At 74.1% G+C, this 14,420-nt stretch carries 13 protein-coding genes and 1 pseudogene; 5 read left to right on the top strand and 9 right to left on the bottom strand.

The genetic code is table 11. The features are described 5' to 3' along the window. Window positions 1-120: 120 nt before the first annotated feature. On the top strand, window positions 121-909 hold the full coding sequence (locus tag PV342_RS19220; RefSeq protein WP_500318037.1) for a class I SAM-dependent methyltransferase: 789 nt from the start codon (window positions 121-123) through the stop codon (window positions 907-909). Between the two features lie 21 nt (window positions 910-930). Here PV342_RS19220 and PV342_RS19215 read toward each other — a convergent pair whose 3' ends face one another. Beyond that, window positions 931-1,692, bottom strand: coding sequence for a class I SAM-dependent methyltransferase (locus PV342_RS19215; RefSeq protein ID WP_500318035.1), 762 nt, complete (start codon window positions 1,690-1,692; stop codon window positions 931-933). 310 nt (window positions 1,693-2,002) lie between these two features. Between PV342_RS19215 and PV342_RS19210 the strand changes: the two are divergent. Together PV342_RS19210 and PV342_RS19205 are read left to right on the top strand one after the other, a co-directional pair. Beyond that, window positions 2,003-2,449: pseudogene (locus tag PV342_RS19210) on the top strand (alpha-amylase); the annotation flags it as partial. A 169-nt stretch (window positions 2,450-2,618) separates the two neighbouring features. Next, on the top strand, window positions 2,619-3,503 hold the full coding sequence (locus PV342_RS19205; RefSeq protein WP_361004694.1) for a peptidoglycan recognition protein family protein: 885 nt from the start codon (window positions 2,619-2,621) through the stop codon (window positions 3,501-3,503). 15 nt (window positions 3,504-3,518) lie between these two features. On the opposite strand, the gene PV342_RS19200 is transcribed toward PV342_RS19205, so the two are convergent. Together PV342_RS19200 and PV342_RS19195 are read right to left on the bottom strand one after the other, a co-directional pair. Further along, window positions 3,519-4,595, bottom strand: coding sequence for a PP2C family protein-serine/threonine phosphatase (locus PV342_RS19200; protein WP_386992880.1), 1,077 nt, complete (start codon window positions 4,593-4,595; stop codon window positions 3,519-3,521). A 38-nt stretch (window positions 4,596-4,633) separates the two neighbouring features. Beyond that, window positions 4,634-5,653, bottom strand: coding sequence for an isopenicillin N synthase family dioxygenase (locus PV342_RS19195; protein WP_018562287.1), 1,020 nt, complete (start codon window positions 5,651-5,653; stop codon window positions 4,634-4,636). A gap of 349 nt (window positions 5,654-6,002) precedes the next feature. Between PV342_RS19195 and PV342_RS19190 the strand changes: the two genes are divergently transcribed. Further along, complete coding sequence (locus PV342_RS19190; protein ID WP_400797889.1) at window positions 6,003-7,376, top strand: tannase/feruloyl esterase family alpha/beta hydrolase; 1,374 nt, start codon at window positions 6,003-6,005, stop codon at window positions 7,374-7,376. 2 nt (window positions 7,377-7,378) lie between these two features. Here the strand turns inward: PV342_RS19190 and PV342_RS19185 are convergent, their stop codons facing one another. Beyond that, complete coding sequence (locus PV342_RS19185) at window positions 7,379-7,921, bottom strand: MOSC domain-containing protein (protein ID WP_400797886.1); 543 nt, start codon at window positions 7,919-7,921, stop codon at window positions 7,379-7,381. A gap of 85 nt (window positions 7,922-8,006) precedes the next feature. On the opposite strand from PV342_RS19185, the gene PV342_RS19180 reads away from it, so the two are divergent. Then, window positions 8,007-8,507, top strand: a complete 501-nt coding sequence (locus PV342_RS19180; protein WP_361004707.1) for a VOC family protein — start codon at window positions 8,007-8,009, stop codon at window positions 8,505-8,507. Window positions 8,508-8,531: 24 nt separating this feature from the next. Here the strand turns inward: PV342_RS19180 and PV342_RS19175 are convergent, their stop codons facing one another. The 5 genes from PV342_RS19175 to PV342_RS19155 all read right to left on the bottom strand — a co-directional run bounded on the left by PV342_RS19175 (window position 8,532) and on the right by PV342_RS19155 (window position 14,173). Continuing rightward, window positions 8,532-8,714, bottom strand: a complete 183-nt coding sequence (locus PV342_RS19175) for a tail-anchor membrane protein (protein WP_089223440.1) — start codon at window positions 8,712-8,714, stop codon at window positions 8,532-8,534. Between the two features lie 120 nt (window positions 8,715-8,834). After that, window positions 8,835-9,005 (bottom strand): hypothetical protein, encoded by a 171-nt coding sequence (locus PV342_RS19170; RefSeq protein WP_361004710.1) that lies wholly within the window; start codon window positions 9,003-9,005, stop codon window positions 8,835-8,837. A gap of 77 nt (window positions 9,006-9,082) precedes the next feature. Further along, window positions 9,083-9,472 (bottom strand): hypothetical protein, encoded by a 390-nt coding sequence (locus tag PV342_RS19165; protein WP_386992869.1) that lies wholly within the window; start codon window positions 9,470-9,472, stop codon window positions 9,083-9,085. A 1,274-nt stretch (window positions 9,473-10,746) separates the two neighbouring features. Next, window positions 10,747-12,090, bottom strand: a complete 1,344-nt coding sequence (locus tag PV342_RS19160) for an MFS transporter (protein WP_400797878.1) — start codon at window positions 12,088-12,090, stop codon at window positions 10,747-10,749. Between the two features lie 94 nt (window positions 12,091-12,184). Beyond that, window positions 12,185-14,173 carry a Xaa-Pro dipeptidyl-peptidase gene (locus tag PV342_RS19155; RefSeq protein WP_400797875.1) on the bottom strand — a complete coding sequence of 663 codons (1,989 nt, stop codon included), beginning with the start codon at window positions 14,171-14,173 and terminating at the stop codon, window positions 12,185-12,187. Between the last annotated feature and the right edge of the window lie 247 nt (window positions 14,174-14,420).

Genomic DNA, 14,420 nt, shown 5'->3' with positions numbered 1-14,420 from the left:
CGCGACCTGCAGATCCTCCTCGCCACCTGGACCGGCGCCTGCCCCACCTGCCACCGCGACATACCCACCCCAATACCAACCTGACCAAGCACTACTAGGACGAGGCCGTAATCTCGACGGGTGACCGACCGGAGTTCGCTGCGGGGCGTCTTCGACGAGGACGCCGAGCTGTACGACCGGGTCCGCCCGGGGTATCCCGGCGTGCTCTTCGACGACCTGGCCGCGGTGGCGGGCCTCGGTCCCGGCGCGCGCGTGCTGGAGATCGGCTGCGGGACGGGGCAGGCCACCGTGCCGCTCGCGGAGCGCGGCTTCCGGGTCACGGCGGTCGAGCTGGGCCCGTCGATGGCGGCGCTCGCCCGGCGCAGGCTGGCCCGGTTCCCCGGGGTCGAGGTGGTCGTCTCCGCCTTCGAGGACTGGCCGCTCCCTGACGAGCCGTTCGACGCCGTCGTCTCGGCCACGGCGTTCCACTGGGTCGATCCCGCCGTGGCGGTCGTCAAGTCCGCCGAGGCGCTGCGTCCCGGCGGGGTGCTCGCCGTCGTCGGCACCCACCACGTGGACGGCGGCTCGCGGGCCTTCTTCGCGGACGTGCAGGAGTGCTACGAGCGCTTCGACCCGGCGACGCCGCCCGGCCTGCGGCCGCGCGCCGCGGCCCTCGTCCCCGCCGACAGCGGGGAGACGGACCGCTCCGGGCGCTTCGGGCCGGCCGTCTTCCACCGCTACGAGCGCGAACTGCCGTACACCACGGCCGAGTACCTCGACCTGCTGCTCAGCTACTCCAACCACCGCGCCCTTCCCGCCGCGCGGCGGGAAGGGCTGCTGGCCTGCATCCGGGCGCTGGCCGACGGCCGGTACGGCGGCCGCGTCGTGAAGCGGTATCTGACGGAGCTGCGGATCACCCGGCGTCTGTGACCGGCCGGGCCGGGACGCGGGTCAGGCCCGGGCGGTGCCCCCGGGCCCGCGCGTCGCGGAGATCGTGAGGCGTACGTAGTCCACGACGGGCTCCCGCAGGCGCCCGGCGACGGCGCGGACGAAGGCCTCGTGCTCCTCGGCGGGGAGGCGTTCCAGCTGTCCGCCGAGGACGACGACCGCGAGGTAGGAGAGCAGTTGCGGGCCCGGTTCGAGCCGGGCGGGGTCGGGCACGAGGGCGACCTCGACGTCTGTGAACCCGGCGTCCCGCAGGCGCTGTTCGGTCTCCTGGACGCCCGCGAAGTTCCATACGGCGGGCTGCGGGCCGAGGACCTCGTCGACGGCAGCCGAGACGCCGGCGATGTTGCCGCGCCCGCCGCATTCGGCGACGAGGCGTCCGCCGGGGCGCAGGACGCGTGCGACACCCTGGAAGAGCGCGGCGTGGTCGGGGATCCAGTGGAGAGTGGCGACGCTGGTGACGACGTCCACCGTGCCCGTCACCGGAAGGGGGCCGGTGATGTCGGCGTGCACGACCTCGACGCGGTCCAGGCGTCCGGCGAGGCGCCCACGGAGCCGCTCCAGCATGCGCAGCGAGCCGTCGACGGCCACGACCCGGCCGTGCGGCAGCAGTCCGAGCAGCGCCTCCGTGTCACGTCCGGTGCCGCAGCCGAGGTCGAGCACACGCTCGTCGCCGCGCAGTGCGAGGCGGTCCAGTGTCCTGCGGCCCCACTGCGCGTGGGGCAGCGGCAGGCTGTCGTACGTGGTGGCGTCCCATTCCCGCGTCATGACCGCCACGCTAGCCTCGGCTGTCCGCCAGGTGATACCCCTATCTCACATAGTGACCAGCGAGGCCTGCGGACCCACCAGCGGAGGGGCACACATGACGGCAAGCGGGGTACGACCGGTGGGATGGGTGACCGGCGGCCGCGTGCCGGTCGGGACGACGACTGGGGTGGCGTCGAGGCGGTGATCCGGCCGAACGGGGAGCGGTTCGGGCCCGAGGCGCTGTACGGCCTGGACTCCTTCTCCCACCTGGAGGTCGTCTTCCACTTCGACCGGATCCCCGAGGAGCGGGTGGAGACCGGCGCGCGCCACCGGGACGCACCTGGAGGGCCAGGTCACCGCCTCCGGCTTCGGCAGCTGGGCTCGGCGTCCGGACAGGTGGCCACGACCCTCGCCCAGCCGCTGGTCAAGCACGTGCAGCGGCTGAACCGGATCCGGCGGGGGCGGTGCCGGCGCTGCAGACGGGCCAGTACTCCACGGCCGGGGTCGTCGGCGAGATGGCCTTCAAGCGCCGCTGCACCGACGCCGCCACCGGCGTGGACAGCTTCGCGCTGCTCACGGTGAGCGGCGGCGCCACGTTCACCGGGATACCCACGGCACGTACACGGACGCGGTGACCGGCGCGGTCAGGACCGTGACCGGAGGGAGCCTGTCCGTCGGCGCGCCCGGCAAGGGCAATGTGCGCGTGTACGTCCTCGACCCGGGCGGCGGCAACGCCGCGCCGGGCAAGGTCGGCTCGGACGGACCCTACCTGAGGTGACGAACCGGACCCACCGCCGCGGTCGTCACCGCGGCGGCGGGTCCGCGGGACGCGCGGGGAAGCCCGGGACACCCCGGGGCGGCGGGCATCGGGGCATCCGGGTGAGGTCAGCGGTCCCTCCGGCGTGTCCTCTCCCCGCGTGCCGGTCATATGAGCTGATGTTCATTTCATGGGTTCACACCGTGCGGCCAAGCACGCGCGCCGCCGCGCGGCCGGACGTCCGCGCCGTACGACGCGCGTCTGGGCCACGGCCGCAGGGACGGCCGGCGTCGTCGCCGTGGCCGCCCTCGGGGTGCACAGCGCGATCATCCACACCGACCCGCCCGCCGTCCACGCCCGCCCCGCGCCGAGCCCGCAGCTCATGCCCTTCCCCGACCTGGCCGCCCGGGCCCGGCTGCAGCGGGTACCGCTCTACCCGGCCCACGAACCCGCCATCGTCCCGCGCAAGAGCTGGGGGGCCGACGAGTCGCTGCGCACCGAGCCCCCGCACTACAGCACCACGGTCAAGGCCGTCTTCCTGCACCACACCGACAGCGGCAACGACTACCGGTGCAAGGACGTGCCGCAGATCATCCGGGACATCTACTCCGGCCACATCCAGAGCCGCCACTGGGACGACGTCGCCTACAACTTCTTCGTCGACAAGTGCGGCACGATCTACGAGGGGCGCGCGGGCGGCTCCGACCGCCCCGTCACCGGGGCGCACTCGATCGGTTTCAACAAGGACACCATGGGCATCGCCGCGATCGGCACCTACGACGCGAAGGGCAGCGTCCCGCAGGCGATGGCCGAGTCGATCGCCCGGATCGCCGCCTGGAAGCTCGGGCTGTCCGACATCGATCCCCGGGGCGAGGTCGGCCTGGTCTCCAGCAGCAGCAAGAGCCGCTTCAAGAAGGGCGAGCGGGCGGTCTTCCACGTCATCGCGGGTCACCGCGACGCCTATATGACCGACTGCCCCGGAAAGGAGCTGTACGCCAAGCTCCCGGAGATCCGCACCGAGGCCGCACGACTGCAGGGCCGCCCCCCGCTGCGCGCCGCGAAGAGCAAGGGCTGACCGGCCCCTCCCGTGTCATCGGGGGGCGAGCGCCAGCAGCGCGACATCGTCGCCGACCGCGCCCGCGTACCGTCGCAGGTCCTCCCAGACCGCGTCGACGATCGCCTCCGGGGAGCGGTCGGCGCCCTCCGCCAGCCTTGCGGCGAGGCGTTGGGCGAGCGGGTAGAAGGTGCCCGAGGCGTCGCGGGCCTCGGTGACGCCGTCGGTGTACGCGAGGATCACGTCCCCCGGCAGCAGGGTCACCACCGACGGCAGGGCCGGCGCCTGTCCGGGCAGGCCGGCGCCGAGCGGCGGACCGGGATCGCACTCCAGCTCCCGCACCTCGCGGTCGCGCAGCAACAGCGCGGGCGGGTGCCCCTGGCAGACCAGCCGCACCCGCGACCCGTCGTCGGGGAACTCCAGCAGCAACGCGGTGGCGAACAACTCGGCGTTCCCGGCGGCGTCCAGGGAGAGACGCCGTTCGAGGCGTCCCGCAACTCCACGCAGCTCCCGCTCGTCGAGCACCCCCTCGCGGAAGGCGCCGAGCAGCGCCGCGACCGTGCCGACCGCGGCGAGGCCGTGTCCCTGGACGTCGGCGACCAGCGCCCGTACGCCGAAGGGCCCGGGCCGCACGTCGTACAGGTCGCCGCCCACCAGGGTGCCGCGCTGCGCGGCCCGGTACAGGGCGGCGCAGCGCACCCGCCCCACGGTGCCGGGCACCGGGGCGAGGACGGCGAGCTGCGCCGCCTCGGCCACCGTCCGGGCCAGCACCAGGCGGCCCCGGAAGCGTTGCTGCACCGCGGCGATGACCACGCTCAGGGCGCCGATGAGGACGACGGCGCCGAGTTCGGCGCCCACCAGCGTCCCCGAACCCACGACGGGGAGTTCCATGACGACCACGACGGCGGCCGCGATGACCGCGGTGCCCGCCACGCCGTAGGTGAGCGCGGCGAGCGGCGCCACCGCCGCGTAGTAGGCGCCGAGCTCGACATCGCCGGGCGTGACGCCCTGGGCCAGGATCAGCGCGGCGAGGAGGACGACCGGAAGCAGGCGCAGCCAGCGCGGCGGTGCGCCGATCCGCAGTGTGCCGTCCCCGGCCGGAGCCGTGCCCATGCAGGCACCGTAACCGCGGGCGGCGCGGGCCGCGCGTCTCAGCCGGTGGGCGCGGCCGCGGCCCCGACGAGCTCCGGGTGGTGCCTGCGGGCGACCTCGGGGTGGGCGCGCAGCCATCCCTTGAGCTCGTTGCGGCCGTACTCGGCGAAGAGCGGGTTGGCCGGGTCCCGGGTGGCGCCGGGCGCGCGGTGGGCGTGCTCGAACGGGAGCGGGGCGACGCGCGCGTCGAGGCGCGGGTTGTAGAAGAAGGGCACGGAGTAGCGCTCGCGGGCGCCGGCCGGGCTGACCACGCGGTGGTTGGTGGCCTTGAGGTAGCCGTCGGTGGCGACCTCCAGCAGCTCGCCCAGGTTGACGACGAAGGCGCCGGGCAGCGGCGGCACGTCGTGGAAGCGGCCGTCGGAGCGCTCCACCTGCAGGCCGCCGACCTCGTCCTGGAGCAGCAGGGTGAGGAAGCCGTAGTCCTTGTGCGCGCCGACCCCCTGGTCGTCGCCGGTGGGTGCGGTGCCCGGGTAGCGGACGAGCTTGAGGTGCAGGTGCGGCTCGTCGGCGAAGGCCGCGTCGTAGAAGTCCTCGGGGGCGCCGATGGCGGCGAGCAGTTCGTGCAGCAGCCGGTGGGCGACGCGGCTGAGCCGGTCGATCCAGGCCAGGGAGAGTTCGCGGAGCTCGGGCAGGGACCCCGGCCACTGGTTGGGGCCCTCCAGCCACCAGTACGCGGGCTCGCCCGCGGCCGGGACGTGCTGCGGGCGCTCGGCACCGATGTCGAGCTGGTCGCGCCAGTCCCGGCTGCCGCCGGTGCGCTCCTCGCCGGTGCGGGTGTAGCCCCGGAAGTGAGGGGAGTTCAGGTTGCCGATGGCGAGCCGGTCGGCCTCGGGCAGGGCGAAGAACGCGCGGATCGCCCGCATCAGGGCGGCGGTCTCGTCGGCGGTCACGCCGTGGCCGGTGAGCTGGAAGAAGCCGACCTCGTGGGCGGCGGAGTGCAGTTCGCGGTGGAGACGGGCACGTGCCTCGGGGCCGCGGTCCGCCGCGGAGAGGTCGATCACGGGGAGCTGGAGCGTCATGGTGTGGTGTCCGCAGGGTGAGGACCCGGCACGCCGGTGGTGACCGGACGCTGCGCGGCGGGGCCCTGGTGGGGCGGCGTCGCGGGCCGAGTGGGAGAAGGGGGCGGGGTGGGATCAGCCGCTGCGGCGACAGGACATGCTCGTGACGCGGACGAAGTCCACATGACGGCGGCGCACGAGCAAGAGCATGGGCCAAGGGTACTGCGCAGCGTCATCGTCGTCGGTGACGCATGTCACGCGGCCCCATGAGCCGGGCGCCACGGGCGTGGGGCGACGCCATGGCCGCTGCGGGGACGGACGAGCCACGATGTGGCGGCAGCCATCCCCGACGTGCAAATGGAGGCTCCCCATGCGCCCCTGGAGAGGCGTCCCCCTGCTCGCCGCCGCACTGCTCGCGCTCGGCGCGGCCGCGGTCCCCGCCGGTGCGGAGGCGGCCTCGGGTGCGGCGGGGCACTGCGCCCGGCTGGACCGGGTCGCCGTGCCCGGCGCCGAGCACCAGCAGAAGGCCTGCCTGGCCGACATGACGACCACCGCGCTGGCGGGCACCGCGTACACCGACACCGCCGACCAGGCGGGTCTGGCGGCGGCCGGCACCACCCGCCCGTCCGGCGTGCCGGGAGTGCAGGTCGACGGCTACTTCCCCGACACCTCGGGCTTCAACACCACGCACGGCTGGCGGCACGACGCCCAGTTCGTGCTGCGGCTGCCGGACCGCTGGAACGGCGGCCTGATCGTCACCGGCGCGCCCGGCACCCGCAAGCAGTACTCGCTCGACGTCCTGATCTCCGACTGGGCGATCGCCCGGGGCTACGCGTTCGCCTCCACCGACAAGGGCAACAGCGGGCCGGACTTCTACACCGACGGCCGCCGCCCGGGTGACGCGATGGCCGAGTGGAACCGGCGCACGACCCAGCTCACGGTGGCCGCGAAGGCGGCGGTGGCCTCGCGCTACGGCCGCACGCCGCACCGTACCTACATGACCGGCATCTCCAACGGGGGCTACCTCACCCGCTGGCAGCTGGAGCACCACCCGGCGCTCTACGACGGCGGCGTGGACTGGGAGGGCACGCTCTGGACGGCGGACGGCCCCAACCTGCTGACCTCACTGCCGGTCACCGTGGCCCGCTCCCTGGGCCGGGCCGGCGACGCCGACCTGCTGGCGGCGGGCTTCGCGCCGGGCTCGGAGTTCCTGTGGGCCTACCACCAGCAGGCCTACTGGGGCCTGACGCAGAAGGTGTACCGCGCGTTGTTCGACCCCTCGTACGACCCCGCCTGTCCGGGTGCGAGCGCGGGTACGACCGTGCCGGAGATCCTGGCGCCCTGCGCGTCGGACGCCGACTACGACTACGCGGCGCGCCCGGCCGCCGTGCACCGGGCCGTGGGCCGCGTGTCGCTCACGGGGCGCATCGGCAAACCGATGATCACCCTGCACGGCACCCTGGACACGCTGCTGCCGATCGCGACCGACTCGGACGTCTACGACCACATGATCGACTCCGCGGGCCGGGGCGGGCTGCACCGCTACTACACGATCGAGGGCGGCAACCACGTCGACGGCCTGTACGACACGTATCCGGACCGGCTGCGCCCGATCCTGCCCTGCTACCGGGCCGCGTTCGACGCGCTGACCTCATGGGTGGAGCACGGCCGCACCCCGCCCGCCGACCGCACGGTGCCCCGGCCGGCGACCGGGGACGTGGTCGACTCTTGCGCGCTGACCTGAGCTCAGACCCGCTCGAGCGGACGGTGCGGCCCATCGGGGAGCTCGACGGCGATCGGGTCGCCGGGCCGCACCTCCCCGCCGTGCAGGACGACGCCCATGATCCCGCCCTTGCGCACGACCGCGCCGTGTTGGTCCCGGCCGACGACCTGCTTGAGCAGGCCCTGCCGGAAGCCGTCGATCTGCAGGCAGGGGTTGCGCAGCCCGGTCACCTCGACGACGGCCTGATCGCCGAGCCGCAGCCGGGTCCCGACGGGCAGGCCCAGCAGGTCGATACCGCGCGTGGTGACGTTCTCGCCGAGCTCGCCGGGGGCGACCTCGAAGCCTGACGTGCGCAACTCGTCGTGGAGTTCGCCGTGGATCAGGTGGACCTGGCGCAGGTTGGGCTGCGTCGGGTCCTGGGCCACCCGCGAACGGTGCTGCACCGTCACCCCGAGGTGGGCGTCGCCCTCCACGCCGAGCCCCGCCAGCAGGCGGATCCTGTCGCGGACGGGCTTGCTGAAGTGATGTCCCTCGTCACGGCTGACGGCGGTCACGGTCGCGGTCATGCTCCCCCTCGGTCGGTCGAACGCCCGGATCATTCTAACGAAAGAATTAATTGAAGTTTCAACGATAGCGGCGTAGTCTGAGGCCATGCCTGTTCGCCGTCTGAACCACGCAGTCCTCTACATCCGCGACGTCGCCCGGTCCGTCGAGTTCTACACCGCCGTGTTCGGCTTCGAGGTGGCCGCGGAGATCCCCGGCCGCGCCGCCTTCCTGAGGGCCGAGGACACCCTCAACGACCACGACCTCGGGCTGTTCGCCATCGGCCCCGACGCACCCGGCCCCGAACAGGGCCGCGTCGGGCTCTACCACCTGGCCTGGGAAGTCGGCACACTCCGCGAACTGGCCGACACCGCCCGGCTGCTCACCGAGCGCGACGCGCTCGTCGGCTCCAGCGACCACCTCGTGTCGAAGTCGCTGTACGCCAAGGACCCGGACGGCAACGAGTTCGAGGTCATGTGGCGCGTCCCCCGCGAGGACTGGCCGCAGGGGCAGGGAGTGACCCGCCCCCTCCCCCTCGACCTGCAGGCATCGCTCGACCGCTGGGGCCCCGACCTCGGCACCGGTGCGGCCGCGGGCTCCGCCACCTGAGGGACGATCGCGGCCCGCGCTCCGTCACTTGCCGATCTGGCGCCTGCCGGACCGGCGCAGCCTGCGCCGCTGGGAAGGGTCCAGGGTGAGGTAGGCGGCCACGGGGACGCCCACGATGATCAGCAGCGCCAGCCAAGCCGGCAGCACCCACAACAGGATCAGGCCGACGGCCACGCCGCCGACGGCGACCTTCGCGCGATTGGACATCTTCCCGCCTCCGTCTGCGGCACGTGCCGCACTCACTGGGGTAAACGCGGCATCACGCGCGACGGTTCCCCCGTACGGCGCGCCCTGCCCGGTGCCGGGCAGGGCGCGGCCGGCGGGGTCTCACTCGTGGTGGCGTTCGGTCAGTTCCCTGGGTTCCTGCGGGGGCGCGTCCGGCGCCGTCGCGCACTCGGGGGTGGTCTCCTGACGGTCGGCGGCGGCCGGCCGTTCCCGGTCACGGGCGGCCTCGGCGCGCACGAGCGCGCCCAGGGCCGCGTAGATGTCCACGGGCATGGCGGGGGTCCTCCTGCGGGGTTCGTCCTGCGGGGTTTGTCCTGCTGACGGGCGTGGGGCCGCGAACGCAGGGCCCGTCAGCAGCGCAGGACGAGGTGCAGGTGTTCCGGTCTTCCCGCGGGGGCGACATGCCGGGCGGGACCGCGGAGCGCGGCCCCGACGGGGTCAGGGGGGCAGGTGTCGTGGACCGCGTCCGCCGCGTGGCCCTGGACGGTGCCGGCCCGCTGCTGGGGGCCGGCCTGCGGGGCGGTCCGCCGTCCGACGCTCGCCGGGAGGTGGTGTGTCTGCTTGCCCCGGTCGTCCGTGGCGACGGCCACGGACACCGTCGGCTCCGGCGGCTGCAGGGCCGCGACCCCGGGTGCGCACAGCGCGTGGAGCAGGCACACCAGCGCCGCGAAAAGCCCGACCGCGGCCCCTGCGGGCCCTGCGGGGGCCCGACGGGGACGTCCCGCTGCGGCATGCGGCATGCGCTGCTCCTCCGGATGCGTACACCCCACTCTTAACCGGACGCGTACGGGAACCCCGTGGGGCGCTACGCTGATCGGCTCACGCGTTCACCCGGGGGACGCAATCCGGGGGGGCGGGACGTTGTGGTTGCGGTCCGTTGTTGGGTGCGGGTTGTTTTGCGCCTGCGGCGGGCGGTTCCCCCGCCCTCCCTCCCTCCCCCAGCCTTCGGCCGGGGGGACCCCCATCCGGCGCGGTCGGTGCGGGGCTGCGCGCGTGCGTGGTGGGCCGGGGGCGGAGCCTCCGGGGCTGGGCATTCTGTACCGCATATTTATGTGCATGGCGGGCAGCACTTGTCCTTGCCGTCCGTGCCGCACAACAAATACACGTCAGCGTCCAGAACGCCCACCCTCCCCCAGCCTTCGGCCGGGGGTGCCCCCACCTCCCCCGCCCCCTCCGTATCGTTCGGCGACCAACGGCCGGTGGGGGGTGATGGGGGCCCACCCCTCCCCACACCGCCGGAAACTGCCCCCAGCAGGAGACCTCCCGGCCCGGAGACCGAGCAACAGTGCCCGCGCTGGTGGCCAGGGGCACCTCCCCCGCAAGGGTTGCCTGCGTCACGGCGAGCGCGAGGGCACACCTCTGTCCTTCAGCGAGCGGCCGAACCAGCGCCCGCTCACTTTGCCGACGGCATCGAACTGGATGGTGTGGGCGGTCAGCAAGGCATGTGCGGCAAGCCCGGACCGCTCTATGACCACCCTCCGGCCGTCAGCCGCCTGACGATACGGAGGGGGCGGCGGAGTTGGGGGCACCCCCGGCCGAAGGCTGGGGGAGGGTGGGTGTTCCGGACGCTGCGGGATATTTGTGTGCGGCATCCAGGCCTCGGACATGAACCGCCCGCCATGCACGTCAATAACCCAGTCCAGGACGTGCAGCCCCGGAGGCCCCGCCCCCGGCCCACCCCGCACCCCGCGAGGCGGCCACTGACCGCGCCGGATGGGGGTCCCCCGGCCGAAGGTTGGGGGAGGGCGGGGGATGCCCGCCGCAGGCGCAACGGACCCGCACACAACAACCGGGCCGCGAGAGGCGCACCCCGGACACGCACAGCGGCGGCGCGCCAGGCGGCCCCCTCGACCGCCCCGCACGCCGCGCCCGGTACGATCAGGGGCGGCACTCCGCCCGGAACCTCGCGGACGTGCCCCCGCCCCCCGTGTGCCCGACCGGGACGGGGCGGCGGCCGGGTCGCCGCCGGGAACCGCCACAGCGGAGACGGGGCGCTCGGCACCACTCTCCCGGCTCAGGCCCCCCGGTACCGGGTGAAGGCGGGGAACGCCGCCGCGAGGCCCAGCATCACGACCACGACGAGCACACCGCCCACGGCGACCGCGCCGCGCGTCCCGAACGCGGAGCCGGCCGTGCCGTGGAGGAGGTCGGCCAGCCGGGGACCGCCCGCGACCACCACGGTGAAGACGCCCTGCATCCGCCCGCGCATGTCGTCGGTCGCGACCGACTGCAGGATGGCGCTGCGGAACACCATCGAGACCATGTCCGCGAACCCGGCCAGCGCCAGGAATCCCGCGGCCCACCACAGGCTGCCGCTGAGCCCCAGTCCGGTGATCGCGGCGCCCCAGCCGCAGACCGCGATGACGACCATCAGGCCGTGGCGCTTCGCGCGGGAGAAGGTGCCCGAGAACAGTCCCCCGGCGACGGCACCGATGGGGATGGCCGCGTACAGCAGGCCGAGTGCGAAGCCCTCGTTCCAGGAGGCGTAGGTGGTGTGGGCGAGCTGCGGGAACAGGGCGCGCGGCATGCCGAAGACCATGGCGACGATGTCGGCGAGGAAGGACAGCAGAAGGATGCGCTGCGCGGTGATGTAGCGGAAGCCGGCGCCGACCTCGCGCCAGCCGCCGCGCCGGGCGACGGGCGCCCCGTTCGCCTCCAGGGGCGGCAGCGCGGGCAGCCGCCACACCGCCCACACGGTCGCGGTGAGGGCGATCGCGTCGATGAGGTAGAGGTCGGCCAGGCCGATGACGGGTATGAGGACGCCGGCGAGCAGCGGGCCGACGATCAGGCCGGTCTGCATGACGGTCGAGCCGAGGGCGATGGCGGCGGGCAGTTCCTCGGCGGGCACCAGGCGGGCGATGGCGGCGCTGCGCGCGGGGGCGTTCATGCCGGCCGCCGCCTGCTGGGCGGCGAGCAGCACCATGAGCAGCCAGACGGAGTGCGCGCCCGCGAAGGCCTGCACCCAGAAGAGCAGCGAGGTGACGGCGATGGCGATGTTCGTGAGCAGCATCAGCTTGCGCCGGTCCACGCTGTCGGCGACGGCCCCGCCCCACAGGGCGAACACCACCAGCGGGACAAGCCCGGCGAGGCTGGAGTAGCCGACCCACGCGGACGAGCCGGTGATGTCGTAGATCTGCTTGGGCACGGCGACGGCGGTGAGCTGGCTGCCCACGGCGGTCACGGTGGTGGAGCTCCACAGGCGGCGGTAGGCGGGGTGGCGCAGGGGGCGGGTGTCCATGAGCCAGCGTCGCCGGCGGGTGCTGCTGTCCTCTGCGGCGGCTGCGCCGGCCGCCGTGACGCGGTCCGCGGTGGGTTCGTCGGCGGGGGCGTCCTCGGCGGTCTTCTTGCTGCTGTCCACGGGTGCTGTTTGCTTCCTCGTACAACTATCGCTGACCCGCTGACACTACCCGCCCGCCCTCACCGGTCGTGAGGGCGGACGGGCAGGGCCTGTATCAGCGCCCCACGGGGACCGTGGCCGCGGTGCGGCGCGGGGCCGGCGGGACGTCCGCGACGCGCTGTGCGGCGGACGCGTGAGGGGCAGCGGCGGCGAGGCCGCGCGCTCCACCGACGAGCGGCAGCAGAGCACGCGAGCGGGCCAGGTCGAGGGTGACGGTGGGGGTGGTGTCGGGGGGCTCGACCATTCCCCCGTCGGTGCCGGCGACGATCAGCGCGAGCCGGTGCCCGGCCGGGACGACGTGGTCGGTGGCCGCCAGGGTGACGGTGGCCGTGTAGGCCCGGCCCGGGACGAGCGGTCGCCCGTGCCACGCGGAGGCGGCGTGCCCGAGGTCGGCCCAGCCGCGGCTCACCACGGTGTGGGCGACGTCGGCCGTGTCGGTGGCCGTGTCGCGGAAGCAGGCGCTGTCGCCTTCCGTGCTCTCGCCCCAGCACGAGCTCGTGGCCAGGTCGAGGATGCCCTCCTTGGCGCCCAGGAAGTCCCGGACGGTGTCAGGGCCGAGGTCGACCAGGACCGCCGAGAGGTGCGCGCTGGTGGTCGACGAGGACGCGGTGACGGTGACCGTCCCGCTGCCGGACAGCCTCAGGTCGCGCTTGAGGGTGCCGGTGGTGAAGACGGCCCTGGAGTCGCTCGGGGTGTCCGCCCCGGCGGCCCAGTCCTCCTCCCACTCCTGCGGCGTGTCGGTGAAGGCCGCGAGGCTGCCGGGTACGGCGGGCGCGGTGCTCAGGCCGCCCTGGCCGGGGACGGCGCCGGGGCGCAGGTTCAGCCGGGTGGGTTCGGTGCCGGCGGGCGGCCAGGAGCGGTCGGTCGTCCAGTGGTCGGGGGCGCGTTCGACGTCGGCGCCGGGCTCGCGCTCCACGCCGTTGCGGACGCCCAGCAGGTAGTGGTCGAACCAGCGGTGCAGGGCGGACACCCATGCGTCGCGCCGGAAGTCGAAGGGGTCGACGTGGCCGGTCTGCGACAGCCACACCTTGCGTTCCACGCCGTGCGCGGCCAGCGCGTCCCACCACTGGCCGAAGTGCTTGGTGCGGACGTTGAGGTCCTGCATGCCGTGGACGGCGAAGACGCTGGCGCGGACCTTCCCGGCGTCCTTGGTGTAGTCGCGTTCGCTCCAGAACCTCGTCCAGTCGCCGCTGCGGGGCGCCCCGTCGACGATGCGCTGCTGCACGGCGGCGCAGCGGGCGCGGGCGGCCGGGCTCTCGACGTAGTCCGACAGCCAGTCGGGGCCGGAGTCGTAGAGGGCGGCACCCTGCTGGAAGTAGTAGTCGTACCAGGAACTGATGGCGCTGATCGGCACGATGGTGCGCAGGCCGCGCACCCCGGTCGCGGCGACGCCGTTGGCGATCGTCCCGTCCCAGCTCTTGCCGATCATGCCGACGTCGCCGGTGGACCAGCGGGCGCTCGCGGGCCGGGAGCCGGTGCGGGAGGTGTAGCCCTTGGCCCGGCCGTTCAGCCAGTCGATCACGGCCTTGGCCGAGCCGATGTCGGAGGGGCCGCCGACATCCACGCAGCCGTCGGAGCGGTTGGTGCCGGCCAGGTCGACCAGGACGACGGCGTAGCCGCGCGGGACGAAGTAGTTGTCGTAGTACAACGGGGCCTGGACCATGCGGCCCTGGTCGTCGTAGGTCTTCAACTGGCCCTCGTTGCCGCGTCCGCAGCAGGAGTAGTAAGGGCTCGCGTCCATGATCACCGGGACCTTGCGGCCGGCGGCCGCGGGCTCGCGGGGCCGCACGATGTCGGCGGCGACCCGGTCGGTGCGGCCGTCGCCGTCGTCGTCGCGGCCCGTCTCGACCCAGACCGCCTCGCGGACGGCGTCGGCGTACGAGTAGTCCGGCCGGCTCAGCCCGTGGCGGACGGTGCCGGCGGCGGAGGCGGCCTGCACGGTGGCGACCGGGAGGAGGACGGCTGCGAGGGCGGCGATCACGGTCGCCACCAGGGAGGTCGTTCGTATGCGGATGCGGTCGGTACGGGGGCTGGTGGTGCGCATGGGTGAAGGCACCCGCGGACGCTAGCCGCGGCCCCGCCCCCGGTGCCAGAGCGATACCGGACAACTTGCGGCAGCGCCTTGGCACTTGTGGCGCGGAGCGGCACAGGGGCCGCGCGCCGGGTTCACGCGTTCGGCTCAGCCCGGCGATCCCCCGCACACGATCTGTGATGACCTGGTTACGCAGTCGGAGGGCGGGGGCGACGGCGTGACCGCTCCCTGCCGGGGAGCGGCGCCCGGACCCGTCCCC

The organism is Streptomyces sp. PA03-3a (genome assembly GCF_033792735.1).
Taxonomy (GTDB): domain Bacteria; phylum Actinomycetota; class Actinomycetes; order Streptomycetales; family Streptomycetaceae; genus Actinacidiphila.
Note: the sequence above shows the minus strand (reverse complement) of the source record. Positions and strands in the feature narration are given on the sequence as shown.

Coding starts and splice junctions, on each gene's coding strand:
- PV342_RS19215 (WP_500318035.1), bottom strand. CDS start 1,692: ATGACGCGGGAATGGGACGCCACCACGTACGACAGCCTGCCGCTGCCC.
- PV342_RS19205 (WP_361004694.1), top strand. CDS start 2,619: ATGGGTTCACACCGTGCGGCCAAGCACGCGCGCCGCCGCGCGGCCGGA.
- PV342_RS19200 (WP_386992880.1), bottom strand. CDS start 4,595: ATGGGCACGGCTCCGGCCGGGGACGGCACACTGCGGATCGGCGCACCG.
- PV342_RS19195 (WP_018562287.1), bottom strand. CDS start 5,653: ATGACGCTCCAGCTCCCCGTGATCGACCTCTCCGCGGCGGACCGCGGC.
- PV342_RS19190 (WP_400797889.1), top strand. CDS start 6,003: ATGCGCCCCTGGAGAGGCGTCCCCCTGCTCGCCGCCGCACTGCTCGCG.
- PV342_RS19185 (WP_400797886.1), bottom strand. CDS start 7,921: ATGACCGCGACCGTGACCGCCGTCAGCCGTGACGAGGGACATCACTTC.
- PV342_RS19180 (WP_361004707.1), top strand. CDS start 8,007: ATGCCTGTTCGCCGTCTGAACCACGCAGTCCTCTACATCCGCGACGTC.
- PV342_RS19175 (WP_089223440.1), bottom strand. CDS start 8,714: ATGTCCAATCGCGCGAAGGTCGCCGTCGGCGGCGTGGCCGTCGGCCTG.
- PV342_RS19170 (WP_361004710.1), bottom strand. CDS start 9,005: ATGCCCGTGGACATCTACGCGGCCCTGGGCGCGCTCGTGCGCGCCGAG.
- PV342_RS19165 (WP_386992869.1), bottom strand. CDS start 9,472: ATGCCGCATGCCGCAGCGGGACGTCCCCGTCGGGCCCCCGCAGGGCCC.
- PV342_RS19155 (WP_400797875.1), bottom strand. CDS start 14,173: ATGCGCACCACCAGCCCCCGTACCGACCGCATCCGCATACGAACGACC.